General features: G+C 72.5%; 14 protein-coding genes. 9 read left to right on the top strand and 5 right to left on the bottom strand.

The features are described 5' to 3' along the window. Positions 1 to 516, bottom strand: a 516-nt coding sequence (locus HMPREF0731_RS14940; RefSeq protein WP_007004994.1) for an IclR family transcriptional regulator, incomplete at its 3' end; no start/stop codon positions are given. 155 nt (positions 517 to 671) lie between these two features. On the opposite strand from HMPREF0731_RS14940, the gene HMPREF0731_RS14945 reads away from it, so the two are divergent. The 6 genes from HMPREF0731_RS14945 to HMPREF0731_RS23245 all read left to right on the top strand — a co-directional run bounded on the left by HMPREF0731_RS14945 (position 672) and on the right by HMPREF0731_RS23245 (position 8,963). Further along, complete coding sequence (locus tag HMPREF0731_RS14945; protein ID WP_007004995.1) at positions 672 to 2,768, top strand: 3-hydroxyacyl-CoA dehydrogenase NAD-binding domain-containing protein; 2,097 nt, start codon at positions 672 to 674, stop codon at positions 2,766 to 2,768. Between the two features lie 2 nt (positions 2,769 to 2,770). Continuing rightward, on the top strand, positions 2,771 to 4,432 hold the full coding sequence (locus tag HMPREF0731_RS14950) for an AMP-binding protein (RefSeq protein WP_007004996.1): 1,662 nt from the start codon (positions 2,771 to 2,773) through the stop codon (positions 4,430 to 4,432). After that, on the top strand, positions 4,429 to 5,607 hold the full coding sequence (locus HMPREF0731_RS14955; protein WP_007004997.1) for an acetyl-CoA C-acyltransferase: 1,179 nt from the start codon (positions 4,429 to 4,431) through the stop codon (positions 5,605 to 5,607). The genes HMPREF0731_RS14950 and HMPREF0731_RS14955 overlap by 4 nt, the downstream gene beginning before the upstream one ends. 12 nt (positions 5,608 to 5,619) lie before the next feature. Next, on the top strand, positions 5,620 to 6,810 hold the full coding sequence (locus HMPREF0731_RS14960; protein WP_007004998.1) for an acyl-CoA dehydrogenase family protein: 1,191 nt from the start codon (positions 5,620 to 5,622) through the stop codon (positions 6,808 to 6,810). 70 nt (positions 6,811 to 6,880) lie between these two features. Then, positions 6,881 to 8,035, top strand: coding sequence for an acyl-CoA dehydrogenase family protein (locus HMPREF0731_RS14965; protein ID WP_007004999.1), 1,155 nt, complete (start codon positions 6,881 to 6,883; stop codon positions 8,033 to 8,035). A gap of 142 nt (positions 8,036 to 8,177) precedes the next feature. After that, entirely contained in the window at positions 8,178 to 8,963 is a 786-nt protein-coding gene (locus HMPREF0731_RS23245; RefSeq protein ID WP_007005000.1) for a hypothetical protein, read from the top strand. Positions 8,964 to 9,017: 54 nt separating this feature from the next. On the opposite strand, the gene HMPREF0731_RS14975 is transcribed toward HMPREF0731_RS23245, so the two are convergent. Next, a complete protein-coding gene (locus tag HMPREF0731_RS14975) occupies positions 9,018 to 9,665 on the bottom strand; it encodes a class I SAM-dependent methyltransferase (protein ID WP_007005001.1) in 648 nt (215 codons plus the stop codon). Next, positions 9,662 to 10,597 (bottom strand): 4-hydroxybenzoate octaprenyltransferase, encoded by a 936-nt coding sequence (gene ubiA, locus HMPREF0731_RS14980; RefSeq protein WP_007005002.1) that lies wholly within the window; start codon positions 10,595 to 10,597, stop codon positions 9,662 to 9,664. The genes HMPREF0731_RS14975 and ubiA overlap by 4 nt, the downstream gene beginning before the upstream one ends. Here ubiA and HMPREF0731_RS14985 point away from each other — a divergent pair. From HMPREF0731_RS14985 to HMPREF0731_RS14995, 3 genes are all read left to right on the top strand, one after another. Next, entirely contained in the window at positions 10,590 to 11,318 is a 729-nt protein-coding gene (locus tag HMPREF0731_RS14985; protein WP_007005003.1) for a 16S rRNA (uracil(1498)-N(3))-methyltransferase, read from the top strand. The two genes, ubiA and HMPREF0731_RS14985, sit on opposite strands and share 8 nt — an antisense overlap. Before the next feature lie 64 nt (positions 11,319 to 11,382). Then, entirely contained in the window at positions 11,383 to 12,726 is a 1,344-nt protein-coding gene (locus HMPREF0731_RS14990) for a glutamate--cysteine ligase (RefSeq protein ID WP_007005004.1), read from the top strand. A gap of 73 nt (positions 12,727 to 12,799) precedes the next feature. Then, a complete protein-coding gene (locus tag HMPREF0731_RS14995; RefSeq protein WP_007005005.1) occupies positions 12,800 to 13,276 on the top strand; it encodes a GNAT family N-acetyltransferase in 477 nt (158 codons plus the stop codon). Here HMPREF0731_RS14995 and HMPREF0731_RS15000 read toward each other — a convergent pair. Both HMPREF0731_RS15000 and cobT read right to left on the bottom strand, forming a co-directional pair. Further along, entirely contained in the window at positions 13,227 to 13,988 is a 762-nt protein-coding gene (locus tag HMPREF0731_RS15000) for an adenosylcobinamide-GDP ribazoletransferase (protein ID WP_007005006.1), read from the bottom strand. The genes HMPREF0731_RS14995 and HMPREF0731_RS15000 overlap by 50 nt on opposite strands. Then, positions 13,988 to 14,864: nicotinate-nucleotide--dimethylbenzimidazole phosphoribosyltransferase (gene cobT, locus HMPREF0731_RS15005; protein WP_007005007.1), on the bottom strand; the 877-nt coding region annotated here is incomplete at its 5' end. The genes cobT and HMPREF0731_RS15000, both read right to left, overlap by 1 nt.

Raw genomic sequence — 14,864 nt, forward strand, 5'->3', positions numbered from 1 at the left:
CAGCGCGTCGCGCTGGGCGGGCGGGCAGGCGGCCAGCCAGGCGCGGCCCATGGCGCTGGTGGCCAGCGAGATGCGCGAGCCGGCCTCGAGATTCACCGCCACCGCCGCGTCGCCGCGCGCCAGCTCCAGATAGATCATGCGCATCCGGTCGCGCGCGCCGAGCGCCACGATGCTGCGCGTCTCGGTGGCCAGCGCCTGCAGCAGCGGCCGCGCCAGCCGGCGGATGTCGAGCCCGGTCAGCATGGCGCTGCCCAGCGACAGCACCGCCATGCCCAGCCGGTAGCGCCCCAGCTCCGGCACGTAGTGCAGGTAGCCCAGCTCGGTCAGCGTGTGCGTCAGGCGGGAGACGGTGGATTTCGGCAGGCCGGTGCGGCTGGCGATGTCCTGGTTGCCCAGCAGCGCCTCGCCGCGGCGGAAACAGCCCAGCACCTCCAGCCCGCGCGCCAGGGCGGTGACGAAATGGCGGTCGGCCCCGGGCGTGTCGGTCTCGGGCGGGGTGGCGCGGCGGCGGGGCATGGCGGTGCTCCTCGGGAGATCGGCGGCGGCCCCGCTTGACGGGCGGCGCCGTTTGCGCGACCCAATAGCACAAAGCTGCGGAATACAATTCCGCATTGCAGAATGAATGCCGCAACGGCGCCCCAGGGCGCCCGCCGCCAGGGAAGGGGAACGCCATGGCCGAAGCCGTGTCCTATCGCGTCGAGGACGGTGTCGCCGTCGCCACCATCGACAACCCGCCGGTCAATGCGCTCTCCGCGCCGGTGCGCGCCGGGGTGATGGAGGCGGTGCGCCGCGCCGCCGAGGACCCGGCGGTGGCGGGCCTGGTGGTGCTGGGCGCCGGCCGTGCCTTCATCGCCGGCGCCGACATCACCGAATTCGGCAAGCCGCCGATCCCGCCCGCGCTCGGCGAGGTGGTGGCGGCGCTGGAGGCCAGCCCGAAGCCGGCGGTGGCCGCCATCCAGGGTGTCGCCTTCGGCGGCGGGCTGGAGCTGGCGCTGGGCTGCGACGCGCGGCTGGTGGGGCCGAAGGCGCAGCTCGGCCTGCCCGAGGTGAAGCTCGGCCTGCTGCCCGGCGCCGGCGGCACGCAGCGCACGCCGCGGCTGATCGGCGCCGCCGCCGCTTTGCCGATGATCGCCTCCGGCGACCCGGTGCCGGCCGAGAAGGCCGTGGCGCTGGGCCTCGCTGACGCGCTGGTCGAGGGCGACCTGCTGGCCGCCGCCAAGGCGAAGGTGAAGGCGCTGGCCGCCGCGCCGCTGCCGCCGCGGCTGAACACCCGCACCGACCGTCTCGACGCCCCCGGCGCGCGCGAGGAATTCGAGCAGGCGGCCACGGCGCTGGCGAAGCGCGCCAGGGAGGAGCCGCAGGTCGCGGCGATCATCCAGTCGGTGCGCAACGCCTTCGAACTGCCGCTGGAGCAGGGGCTGGCGAAGGAGCGCGACTTCTTCGTGGCGCTGCGCGACGATCCGCGCAGCAAGGCGCTGCGCCATGTCTTCTTCGCCGAGCGCGAGGCGGCGCGCATCCCCGGCCTGCCGCGCGAGGTGAAGCCGCGCGCCGTGAACCGCGCCGCCGTGCTGGGCGGCGGCACCATGGGCACCGGCATCGCCATGAGCTTCGCCAATGCCGGCATCCCCGTCCGCCTGATCGAGACCGATGCGGCGGCGCTGGAGCGCGCGCTGAAGCGGGTGGCCGACACCTATGCCGTCTCGGTCAAGCGCGGCAGCCTGGCGGAGGAGGCGCGCGCCAAGCGCCTCGCCCTGATCGAGGGCGCGGTCGGGCTGGAGAACGCCGCCGGCACCGACCTCGTGGTCGAGGCGGTGTTCGAGGAGCTGGAACTGAAGAAAGAAATCTTTGCCAAGCTCGGACAAATCACCGCGCCGGGCACGGTGCTGGCCAGCAACACCTCCTATCTCGACATCAACGCCATGGGCGCCGCCAGCGGCCGGCCCGGCGATGTGCTGGGCATGCACTTCTTCAGCCCGGCCAATGTGATGAAGCTGCTGGAGGTGGTGCGGGCCGAGGCGACGGCGCCGGACGCGCTGGCCACCGCCATGGAGGTGGGCCGCAAGCTCGCCAAGGTCCCGGTCGTGGTCGGCGTCTGCCACGGCTTCGTCGGCAACCGCATGCTGGCGCAGCGCACCCGCCAGGTGGAGGCGCTGCTGCAGGAGGGTGCCACGCCCGCGCAACTCGACAAGGCGCTGACCGATTTCGGCTTCCGCATGGGGCCGTGCGCCATGTCGGACCTCGCCGGCCTCGATATCGGCTGGCGCATCCGCAAGGCGACCGGCGCCAAGGCCCCGGTGGCCGACGCGCTGTGCGAGGCCGGGCGCCTCGGCCAGAAGACCGGCAAGGGTTATTATGCGTATCCCGAGGGCGCCCGCGCCGGCGTCGAGGACCCGGAGGCGCAGGCGATCATCGAGGGCATCTCGGCCCAGCTTGGCATCACCCGCCGCGCCATCGGCCAGGATGAGATCCTGGAGCGCCTCGTCTTCCCGATGATCAACGAGGGCGCGCGCATCCTGGAGGAAGGCATCGCCGCGCGGCCGGGCGACATCGATATCGTCTGGCTCTATGGCTACAACTGGCCGGCCTGGCGCGGCGGCCCGATGCACCATGCCGATGCGGTGGGCCTGGCCCATGTCGCGCAGCGCCTGGCGCATTACGCCGAGGCGACCGGCGACGACTCGCTGCGCCCGGCGCCGCTGCTGGCGCGGCTGGCCGAGTCCGGCCAGGGCTTCGCGACCCTGAAGGCCGAGCCGGCGAAGGCCGCCTGAGCATGGGCCGCCCGCATCCCTGGGAGGCGTCCTACCCCGCGCAATGCCGCTGGGACGCGCCGATCGCTGCGGGCACGCTGACCGCGCTGCTGCGGGACGCCGCCGCGCGCGGCGGCGACCGCCCGGCGCTGGTCTATCGCGACCGCGCCGTCTCCTTCCGCCTGCTGGAGGAGATGGCGGAGCGTGTCGCCGCCGGGCTGCTGGCCGATGGCCTGCGGCCGGGCGAGGCGGTGGCGCTGTACCTGCCCAACACGCCCTGGCACCCGGCCTGCTTCTTCGGCGTGCTGCTGGCGGGCGGGCGGGTGGTGCATCTCTCGCCGCTGGATGCGCCGCGCGAGCTGCTGCACAAGATCGCCGATAGCGGCGCGCGCTGCCTCATCACCACCGACTTCCCGACGCTGCTGCCGAATGCCGCGCGGCTGCTGAAGGAGGGCGGGCTGCGCCGCGCCTATCTGGCGGGCGATGCCGCCTGGGGCGGCCCGGCCGGCGATGCGCCGCCCGACTTCGCCGCGCTGCCGCTGGACGCGGCGCCGCCCGCCGCCTGGCCGGAGCTGTCGCCGGACGATATCGCCCTGCTGCAATACACCGGCGGCACCACCGGCAAGCCCAAGGGCGCGATGCTGACGCACCGCAACCTGACCGCCGCCGTCTCCATCTACCGCGCCTGGCAGGATGAGGAGACGCTGCCGCCCGGCGAGCACCGCGTGCTGGGCGTGCTGCCGCTGTTCCACATCTACATGCTGGCGGCGGTGTTCCTGCGGCACCTGGCCGATGGCAACACGCTCTACCTCTATCCGCGCTTCGAGGTGGCGCAGGCGGTGGACGAGATCGAGCGCCACCGCATCACCAATTTCCCCGGCGTGCCCACCATGTGGATCGCGCTGCTGAACCTGCCGGGCATCGAGGCGCGCGACCTCTCCTCGCTGAGGCAATGCTCCTCGGGCGGCGCGCCGATGCCCTTCGAGGTGCAGCAGAAGCTGGAGGCGCTGATCGGCTGCCGCATCGGCGGCGGCTGGGGCATGACCGAGACCAGCCCGGCCGGCGCGCGGCTGACCGCGCATGGCCCGCGCCGCCCCGGGCTGATCGGCCTGCCGCTGCCGGGGGTCGAGATGCGCGTCGTGGCGCTGGACGATCCCGGCCGCGCGCTGCCGCCGGGCGAGCATGGCGAGATCGCCGTGCGCGGGCCGAATGTCTTCCAGGGCTACTGGAAGCAGCAGGTCGAGAGCGCGGCCGCCTTCCGCGATGGCTGGTTCCTGACCGGCGATCTCGGCTGGATGGATGAGGGTGGCTATTTCACCCTGGTCGACCGGCGGAAGAACATGATCATCTCCTCCGGCTTCAACGTCTATCCGGCGGCGATCGAGCAGGCGATCTACGAGCATCCGGATGTCGAGGAATGCCTCGTCATCGGCGTGCCCGACGCGTATCGCGGCCAGGCGGCCAAGGCCTTCGTCAAGCTGCGCGACCACGCCCCGGTGCTGACGCTCGACGCGCTGCGCGGCTTCCTGGCCGACCGCATCGGCCGCCACGAGATGCCGGCGGCGCTGGAACTGCGCGCCGCCCTGCCGCGCTCCGCGGCCGGCAAGCTGCTCGCCGCGCGGCTGCGCGACGAGGAAGAAGAACAGGCGGCCCGCTCCGCCAAGACCGAGGGAACGCCCGCATGAGGGAAGCCGTCATCGTCTCCACCGCCCGCACGCCGATCGGGCGCGCCGCGCGGGGCAGCCTGAACATCACCCATGGCGCGGAGATGGCGGCGCACGCCATCACCCACGCCCTCGCCCGCGCCGGGGTGGAAGGGCGCGAGGTCGAGGAAGTGACCATGGGCGTCGGCTATCCCGAGGGCGCCACGGGCGGCAACATCGCCCGCGCCGGGCTGCTGCGCGCCGGCCTGCCGGTGGATGTGGCGGCCATGGTGGTCAGCCGCTTCTGCGCCTCGGGGCTCGATGCCATCGCCAGCGCGGCGCGCCGCGTGATGGTCGATGGCGTCGATGTCGCCGTGGCTGGCGGGCTGGAATCGATCAGCCTGACGGTGCCGAAGGTGGACCGCGCCGCCTCGCGCAATGCCTGGCTGGCCGAGCACCGCCCGCATCTCTATGACAGCATGATCGAGACCGCCGATCTGGTGGCCGAGCGCTACAAGATCTCGCGCGAGGCGCAGGACGAGTTCGCGCTGCTGAGCCAGCAGCGCACCGCCGCCGCGCAGCAGGCCGGGCTGTTCGACAACGAGATCGCGCCGATGGAGGTGACCTACGCCGTCACCGACAAGGCCACCGGCGAAGTGACCAAACAGAAAAAAATCTTCGACCGGGACGAGGGCAACCGGCCCGACACCACGCTGGAGGGCCTGGCGAAGCTGAAGCCGGTCCACGAAGGCAAGTTCATCACCGCCGGCAATGCCAGCCAGCTTTCCGACGGCGCCAGCGCCTGCGTGGTGATGTCGGCCGAGGAGGCGGCGCGGCGCGGGCTGAAGCCGCTCGGCATCTTCCGCGGCTTCGCCAGCGCCGCCTGCGAGCCGGAGGAGATGGGCATCGGCCCGGTCTTTGCCGTGCCGCGCCTGCTCAAGCGCCAGGGCCTGACCGTCAACGACATCGACCTGTGGGAGCTGAACGAGGCCTTCGCCTCGCAGTCGATCTATTGCCGCGACCAGCTCGGCATCCCGCAGGACAGGCTGAACGTCAATGGCGGCGCCATCTCCATCGGCCATCCCTTCGGCATGAGCGGCGCGCGGCTGGTGGGCCACGCGCTGCTGGAGGGCAAGCGGCGTGGCGCCAAGCGCGCCATCGTCACCATGTGCGTCGCCACCGGCATGGGCGCCGCCGGCCTGTTCGAGATCGTCTGAGGAGGCATCGCCATGGACCTGCGCTACACGCCCGAGGAAATCGCCTTCCGCGACGAACTGCGGACGATCTTCCGCTCGAAGATCCCCGCAGCGATCCGCAAGAAGATCAGCGACGGCCATCACCTGACGCGCGACGAGATCGTCGAATCCCACCGCATCCTGCATGCGGAAGGGCTGGCCACGCCGAACTGGCCGGTGGAATGGGGCGGCAAGGATTGGTCGCCCGTCCAGCGCTACATCTACAATGAGGAGGTGCTGGCCAACGCGGTGCCGATGCCGCTCTCCTTCAACGTCGCCATGGTCGGCCCCGTCATCGCCAATTTCGGCAGCCAGGCCCAGAAAGAGAAGTTTCTGCCGAAGACGGCGAGCCTCGATATCTGGTGGGCGCAGGGCTTCTCCGAGCCCGGCGCCGGCTCGGACCTCGCCAGCCTGAAGACCAGCGCGAAGCGCGAGGGCGACCACTACATCGTCAACGGCCAGAAGACCTGGACCACCCTCGGCCAGTATGCCGACTGGATTTTTCTGCTGGTTCGCACGGATCCGGCGGCCAAGAAGCAGCAGGGCATTTCCTTCCTGCTGGTCGACATGAAGACCCCCGGCATCACCGTGCGCCCGATCATCACCATCGACGGCGCGCATGAGGTGAACGAGGTCTTCTTCGACGAGGTGAAGGTGCCCGCCGAGAACCTCGTCGGCGAGGAGAACAAGGGCTGGGACTACGCCAAGTTCCTGCTCTCCAACGAGCGCAGCAACATCGCCCGCATCGGCTTCTCCAAGGAGAAGATCGCGATGATCAAGAGCCGCGCCAAGGAGACGCCTTCGGGCGACGCCACGCTGTGGGAGGATGCCGATTTCCGCCGCCGCGTCGCCATCGCCGAGATCGAGATGAAGGCGCTGGAAATCACCCAGATGCGCGTCGTCGCCGCGCAGCAGCACCGCGCCTCCGACAAGCCGGACCCCAACTCCTCGATCCTGAAGATCAAGGGCTCCGAACTGCAGCAGATGGCGACGGAGCTGATGATGACCGTCGCCGGGCCCTACGCCGCCGCCATGCCGTCCCACTCGCACAACGAGCCGCCGGTCGGGCCGGATTGGGCGGAGGGCGTCGCGCCGCAATTCTTCAACTACCGCAAGGTCTCGATCTACGGCGGATCGAACGAGATCCAGCGCAACATCATCGCCAAGGCCTTCCTCGGCCTGTGAGGGGGCGCCGCCCCCTCACACTCCCCCGCCAGGAAACTGAGTTTCCTGGACCTTCCGCCAGGAGAGAGACATGGACTTCGATCTGACCGAGGAACAGCGCCTGCTCAAGGACAGCGTGGACCGGCTGGTTGCCGATTCCTACGGCGATTTCGAGAAGCGCAAGCACCACCAGGACAACGCCCAGGGCTACAGCCCGGCGCTGTGGTCGCAATATGCCGAGCTCGGCCTGCTCGGCCTGCCCTTCACCGAGGAACAGGGCGGCTTCGGCGGCGGCCCCGTCGAGACGATGATCGTCATGGAGGCGCTGGGCCGTGGCCTGGCTCTCGAACCCTACCTCGCCAGCGTGGTGCTCGGCGGCGGCTTCCTGCGCCTCGGCGGCAGCGACGCGCAGCGCGAGGCGCTGATCCCCGCCCTGGTCGAGGGCAGCGCGACGCTCGCCTTCGCGCAGATCGAGCGCCAGTCGCGCAACGATCTGCACGACGTCGCCACCACCGCCCGCCGCACCGAGGCCGGCTGGGTGCTGGACGGCGCCAAGAGCCTGGTGCTGCATGGCGACAGCGCCACGCATCTCATCGTCTCCGCCCGCACCGCCGGCGCGCGGCGCGACCGCGACGGCATCTCCCTGTTCGTCGTGCCGGCGGATGCGCCGGGCGTCAGCCGCCGCGGCTATGCCACCCAGGACGGGCTGCGCGCGGCCGAGATCCTGTTCGAGGGCACCACCCTGCCGGCCGAGGCCCTGCTGGGCGCGGAAGGCCAGGGCCTGGCGCTGATGGAGCGGGTGGTGGACATCGCGCTGGCCGCCCTCTGCGCCGAGGCCGTTGGCGCCATGGAAGCCTTGCACGAGCTGACGCTGGACTACCTGAAACAGAGAAAGCAGTTCGGCACCACCATCGGCAGCTTCCAGGCGGTGCAGCACCGCGCCGCCGACATGCTGGTGGCGCTGGAGCAGGCGCGCTCCATGGCGATGTATGCGGCGATGATGGCCGAGAACCCGGACCCGGCGGTGCGCCGCCCGGCCATCGCCGCGGCCAAGGCGCTGGTCAACCGCTCGGCCGAACTGGTGGGCAAGGAGGCGATCCAGCTGCATGGCGGCATCGCCATGACCATGGAGTACAAGGCCGGCCACTACTTCAAGCGGCTGACCATGCTGATCGGCCAGTTCGGCGAGACCGACCAGCATGTGCGGCTGGTGGCCGAGGCCGGCGGCCTGCCCAGCGCGGCCTGAGCCATTCCTCGCGGGCACGGCGGTGCGTGACACCGCTGTGCCCGACACGAACGCGTGAGAGATTTACAGAGCGTTACACGTCCCGGTGAAGCCGCGGGCGGGGCCATTTCTCGCGCCGGGCGACAGGATTAGGTGAGGGTCCATGACGACCGCACCCTCCCTCCCTTTCCCCGAGCGGCCCCTGACGGTCAAACCGCCGGTCACCGCTCTGCGCTCCCTCTTCGGCCTCGTGCTGGGGCTGGCCGTGGCCATCGGCATCGGCGCGCTGCTGGCGCTGTGGCTGGGCCCGAGCCTGGTTACCGATTTCGCCCTGCGCGACACGGCGCAGCCGGCGATGACCGGCCGCATCGAGGAAGGCCGCTGCCGCAGCAAGCTGTTCATCGTCAATTGCGACGTCACCCTCTCGGCGCGGCCCGACGGCATGACGCGGGTCGAGAACCGGGCGCACTACCTGTTCGTCGATGTGCACAGCGGCAACTACAACAGCGGCGTGCTGTTCGACGCGCGCCAGCCCGACCGGCTCTCCACCGAGCTCGGCATGACCATGCTGTGGAACCGGGTGATCTGCGCCGGCGTGGTGCTGCTGCTCGGCCTGGCCGCCGCCTGGGCGGGGGTGCGGCAGTGGTTCAGCAACGCCGCCCTGCGCCGCCGCATCCATGAGCAGTTCGACCACAAGCGGCTGCGCCCGGTGCCGGCGCGGCTGCTGGAGGCGGGCGGCGTGAAATGGGTGGTGGCCGACCCCGCCGGCCAGACCCATGCCTGGGCGGTGCCGGCCAAGTCGCGCCCCTTCTTCCTGGATGGCGACCATGTGCTGGCCGTCACCCCGGCCGAGCCGCCGGCCGGCCAGCCGCCGATGCTCTTCCCGCTGGACGAGAAGCTGCGCTGGGTCGACCTGACGCCGGAGGAACGCGCCGCGCTGCAGGCCTGAGCCTTCCCGCAACCGCTTTCGCCAGGCCCGGGCATCCCCCGGGCCTGAACCATTTCAGGCCTCGACCCGGAAAATGGTGACGGTGCGCGTCTCGCGGTCCTCCAGCTCGCGCGTCACCGGCACGGTGTGGCGGCCGATCTCCCGCAGCCCCTGCTTCGGCAGATAGGCGCGGCCGGGATCGGCCAGCAGCACCTCCGCCCCCTCCGCCGCCAGCCGGCGCAGCCAGGGCATGATGTGGCCGGTCATCGGCGCCTCGTAGCAGACATCGCCGGCCAGCACCGTGTCCCAGCGCCGCGCCGCCCCCACCACATCGCCCACCGCCGCCCGCACCGCCACGCCATTGTGGGCGGCGTTCAGCGCGATGGCGGCGATGGCGAGCGGGTCGATCTCGGCCGCCTCGACCAGCGCCGCGCCGGCCCGCGCGGCGGCGATGGCGGCCAGCCCGCCACCGGCCGCGAAATCCAGCACCCGCCGCCCCGCGACATCGATCCCGCCATCCAGGATCATGCGCGCCAGCACCTGGCTGCCCGGCCAGGCGAAGGCCCAGAAGGGCGGCTCGATGTTTTTTTCGGTGAGCCACTCCTCGCTGGCCTGCCAGATGGGCGTGATCTCGGTGGCGAGATACAGCTCCACCTCCGGCACCAAAGCCGGGCGGGCCAGCGCCGTGTGCGCGGTGATGAAGCCGGCGGCGTCCGGCCTCACAGCCGGCCCGCCAGGAAGGCGAGGGCGACCAGCAGCCCGACCTCGCGGTTGCTGCGGAACAGCGCCAGGCAGAGGGCGGGGTCGTGGATGTCGAGGGCGCGGATCTGCCGGACCAGCAGCAGCGCCGCCGGCAGCAGCGCGGGATAGAACAGCCAGCCCATGCCGGCCATGGCGCCGGCGGCGAGCAGCAGCGCCAGCATGCCGCCATAGAAGACGACCAGCGCCGCGCGCGTGCGCTCGGCGAAGAAGCGCGCCGTGCTGCGGATGCCGACCAGCGCGTCATCCTCGCGGTCCTGATGGGCGTAGATCGTGTCGTAGCCCAGGATCCACAGGAAGGCCGCGGCGTAGAGCAGCAGGCCCGGCGCATCCAGCTGGCCGGTCGCCGCCGCATAGCCCATCGGCGCCGCCCAGGAGAAGGTCAGCCCCAGCACCGCCTGCGGGAAGTCGGTGACGCGCTTGGCCAGCGGATACAGCGCCACCGGCACCAGCGACACCACGCCGAGCAGCCAGCAGAACGGATTGAGCTGCAACAGGATGGCCAGCCCGATCGCCAGCAGCGCCGCCAGGAAGGCCAGCGCCTGTTTCGGCCGCACTGCGCCCGAGGCGAGAGGCCGCCCCGCCGTGCGTGTCACCTGCCGGTCCAGGTCGCGGTCCCAGAGGTCGTTCACCACGCAGCCCGCGCCGCGCATCACCACCGAGCCGATGGCGAACAGCAGCGTCAGCCACAGCCCGGTGCCCCAGCCGGGCGCGGCCATGGCGAAGGCCCAGAGCCCGGGCAGGAACAGCAGCCAGGAGCCGATCGGCCGGTCCAGCCGCATCAGCAGCGCATAGGGCCGTGCGCCGGGGGGGAGTTGCGCGACCCAGCCGAGCGCGCGGATATCGGTGTGCGGAATCACGCGCCCATTAGCCTCGCCGGAGTGTGCCATGTCCATCCCACGCCTGCATGTCGCGGCCGATCTGGCCGAGGCGGCCGAGATCCCGGGCGAGCCCGGCCAGGGCCACTATCTCGGCCAGGTGATGCGCCGGAAGGAGGGCGACCCGGTCCACCTGTTCAACGGCCGCGACGGGGAGTGGCTGGCGCGCATCGCCGCCCTGCGCAAGGACCGCGTGCAGTTCCGCCCCGAATCGCGGCTGCGCCCGCAGCAATCGGGCCCAGACCTCCGCCTGCTGCTGGCACCCGTGAAGCGCGACGCCATGGACTGGATCGTCGAGAAGGCGACCGAGCTCGGCGTGCGCAGCATCCGCCCCGTCTTCACCGCCCGCTGCGTCATCGGCCGGGTCAATCTGGAGCGCCTCTCGACCATCGCGCGCGAGGCGGCGGAGCAGTGCGAGCGGCTGGACGTGCCCGAGATCGCCGCGCCGCTCGACCTGCACGCGGCGCTGGATGCCTGGGATGGCGCGCCGCTGCTGGTGGGCGATGCGCGCGGCAAAGCACCATCGCTGAACGTGGTTCTGGCCGGAAAAGCGCCGCCGCTCGGGCTTCTGGTCGGGCCCGAAGGGGGTTTCACGGACCAGGAGCTTGACGCGGTGCGCCGGCGCCCCTTTGTTTCACCGGCTGCGCTCGGCCCGCGCATCCTGCGGGCGGAGACGGCAGCGGTCGCAGGGCTCGCCGTGCTGCAGGCATTGGCGGGAGACTGGGCCGCTCCCTCCTGAGCTTACTCTCTCCCCCCAGCCACGCCGGGCGCCCTGCCCGGGCCCGGGCGCACGGAAGGTGACCATGTCGAATCCCGGCGAGGCCGATCTCACGCCGATCACATCCGTGCGGCAATTGGCCGAGTGGTTCGCGCAGGGCAGCAAGCCCCGCGCCGATTGGCGAATCGGCACCGAGCACGAGAAATTCGGCTTCCGCCACGCCGACCTGCTGCCGCCGCCCTATGAGCCGGGCGGCATCCGCGCCCTGCTGGAAGGCCTGGCCGCGCGCGGCTGGGAGCCGATCCTGGACCGTGGCAACCCGATCGGGCTGAAGCAGGGCGGCGCGTCGATCAGCCTGGAGCCGGGCGGGCAGTTCGAGCTCTCCGGCGCGCCGCTGCCCGACCTGCACGCCACCGCGGCCGAGCTGGCGGCGCATCTGGAGGAGACCCGCGCGGTCGCCGGCGCGCTGGGCCTCGGCTTCGCGCCGCTCGGCTTCCACCCGCTGGCGACGCGCGAGGCGATGCCCTGGATGCCGAAGGGCCGCTACGCCATCATGCGGCAATACATGCCGCGCGTCGGCGCCATGGGCCTCGACATGATGCTGCGCACCTGCACCGTGCAGGTGAACCTCGATTTCGGCGACGAGGCCGACATGGTCGAGAAGCTGCGCGTCAGCCTCGCCCTGCAGCCGCTGGCCACCGCCCTCTTCGCCAATTCCCCCTTCCGCGAGGGCAAGCCGAACGGGCTGCGCAGCTTGCGCGGCCGCGTCTGGACCGAGACCGACCCGGACCGCACCGGCATCCCCCCCGTCGCCTTCGAGGAGGGCTTCGGCTTCGAGCGCTTCGCCCAGCACGTGCTCGACGTGCCGATGTATTTCATCATGCGCGACGGCGCCTGGATCGACGCCACGGGCTCGACCTTCCGCCAGTTCATGGCGCGTGGCCTGCCCGGCCATCCCGGCATCGCGGCGACGATGGGCGACTGGGCCGACCACGTCACCACCGTCTTCACAGATGTCCGCCTGAAGCGCTTCCTGGAGATGCGCGGCGCCGATGCCGGCAGCCCGGCCATGATGGTCGCGCTCTCGGCCTTCTGGACCGGGCTGCTCTATGACGATGCGGCCCAAAAAGCCGCCGCCGCGCTGGTGCGCCCCTGGCCGGTCGCCGGCCTGCAGGCGCTGCGCATCGCCGCGCCCGAAGGCGGGCTGACCACGGAATTCGAGGGCCGCACCCTGCGGGAGCTCGGCCGCGACGTCGTCGCCATCGCCCGCGACGGGCTGCGCGCCCGCGGCCTGGGCGAGGAACGCCATCTCGACCCGCTCGACGCCATCCTCGACTCGGGCGAAACCCAGGCAGACCACTGGCTGCGCCGCTACCGCGAGGCCTGGAGCGGCGATGTGTCGAAGATCTTCGCCGAAGCGGCGGTCTGACGGCTTCTGGGGAGGCTCCGCCTCCCCAGACCCCTCCGCCGGGGGGACAGGGTCCCCCCGGACCCCGCCATCCGTGGCCAGGCCTGACGACAAGGCGCTGCTGCGGGACATGCTGGCGCGGTACCGGGCGGAAATGGGCGAGCCAGCCGACTATCCCTGGCTCGACAGCTACTGGGCGGAGGCGGGGCGGATGCCCTTCCTGCTGCGCGAGGGCAGGGCGGTGGCGGGCTTCGCCCTGGTCAATCGCTGGTCCTGCCTCGGCCTGCCGCTCGACCACGCCATCGCCGAATTCTACGTGCTGCCGCAGCATCGCCGCGCGGGTCTGGGGCGCTGGGCGGCGCGCTGGCTGTTCGCCGCCCTGCCCGGCCAGTGGGAGCTGGCGGCCCTGCCGGCGGCCCTGGCTTTCTGGCGTGCCACCGTGCCCCCTGGCGCCACCGAGACGCCCCAGCCCCGCACCCTGGTCTTGCGTTTTTTGACCGATGGCGGGGTCCGGGGGGATCCTATCCCCCCGGCGGGGGTCCAGGGGGCGGAGCCCCCTGGCCGAGGCTGATCGCCGCGCATTCGGCGACCAGGGCGGTGGCGCCCAGGACATCCCCGGTGTGCCCGCCGATTTGTTTCCGCGCCAGCCAGCTCATGCCGCCGCCCACGGCCAGGGCTGCCAGGATGGCTGCTGGCGGCAGCAGCGCGGCTCCGATGACCAGGCCCAGGGCGATTCCCGCCAGCAGCGCCGCGCGTGGCGGCTTCCCCAGCCCCGCCGCCAGCCCGTCGGTGCGCGCCGGGGGCAGCAGGCCGAGCGGCAGCAGCATCGCCGCGCGGCCCAGCGCGCCGGCGCCGGCCATCAGCGCCACCGGCTGCTCCGCCCCGGCTAGGCCCAGGCCGCGCGTGGCGAGCGCCAGCATCAGCGCCAGGGCGCCGAAGCTGCCGATGCGGCTGTCGCGCATGATGGCCAGCTTGCGGGCGGCGTCGCGGCCGCCGCCGAAGCCGTCGGCGGTGTCGGCCAGCCCATCCTCGTGCAGCGCGCCGGAGGCCAGCAGCAGCACGGCGATGGCCCAGGGCGCGGCCAGCGCCGGCGGCAGCCCGGCCGCCACCAGCGCCCATTGCACCGTGCCGCAGAACGCGCCCAGCGCGCCGCCCACCAGCGGATAGGCCCAGACGGCGCGGGCATAACCCTGGGGCTCGGTGGGGAAGGGCAGGCGGCCCAGGGGCAGGCGCGTCAGCAGGCCGAGCGCGGCGCAGAGCTCCTCCAGCCGGGCGCGCAGCATCAGGCGGGGCCGGCGATGCCGGCTTCCTCGAAGCTCGCCATGCCGGCGTGGCAGGCGAGGGCCGCCCGCAGCAGCGGGATGGCGAGCGCGGCGCCCGAGGCTTCGCCCAGCCGCATCCCGAGATCGAGCAGCGGCGCCTTGCCGAGCGCGGCCAGCAGCCGGCGGTGCCCGGCCTCGGCCGAGCAATGGCCCACCTCCGCATGGTCCAGCCCGCCGGGGGCCAGCCGCGCCAGCGGGGCGACGGCGGCGCAGCTGGTGAAACCGTCCAGCAGCACCGGCACGCCGCGCAGCCGGGCGGCGAGCGTCGCGCCCAGCATCGCCGCCAGCTCATGCCCGCCCAGGCGGCGCGCCACCTCCAGCGGGTCGGAGAGCGCGTCGCGGTGGCGGGCGAGGCCGGCCTCGATCACCGCCTGCTTGCGGGCGAGGCCGGCATCGTCGATTCCGGTGCCGCGCCCGGCCCATTCGCCGCCGCCGCCGAGCAGCGCCGCGGCCAGGGCGGCGCCGGCGGTGGTGTTGGCGATGCCCATCTCGCCCAGCGCCAGCAGGTCGGTGCCCGGCTCCAGCGCGGCGGCGCCCTGGCGCAGCGCGTCGACGAACTCCGCCTCGGTCAGCGCCGGGGCTTCGGTGAAATCGGCGGTCGGCTGGTCGAGGCGCAGCGGCACGACGCGCAGCGTGGCGCCGGCCGCGCGGCAGAGCTGGTTGATGGCGGCGCCGCCGGCGGTGAAATTCGCCACCATCTGCGCCGTGACCGCGGCCGGGTAGGGTGAGACGCCGCGCGCCGCCACCCCGTGATTGCCGGCGAAGACCAGCACCCGCACCCGCTCCAGCCGCGGCATGGCCCGGCCCTGCCAGCGGCCGAGCCAGCCGGCCAGCGCC

Origin of the sequence: Pseudoroseomonas cervicalis ATCC 49957, assembly GCF_000164635.1 — a bacterium.
GTDB lineage: Bacteria > Pseudomonadota > Alphaproteobacteria > Acetobacterales > Acetobacteraceae > Pseudoroseomonas > Pseudoroseomonas cervicalis.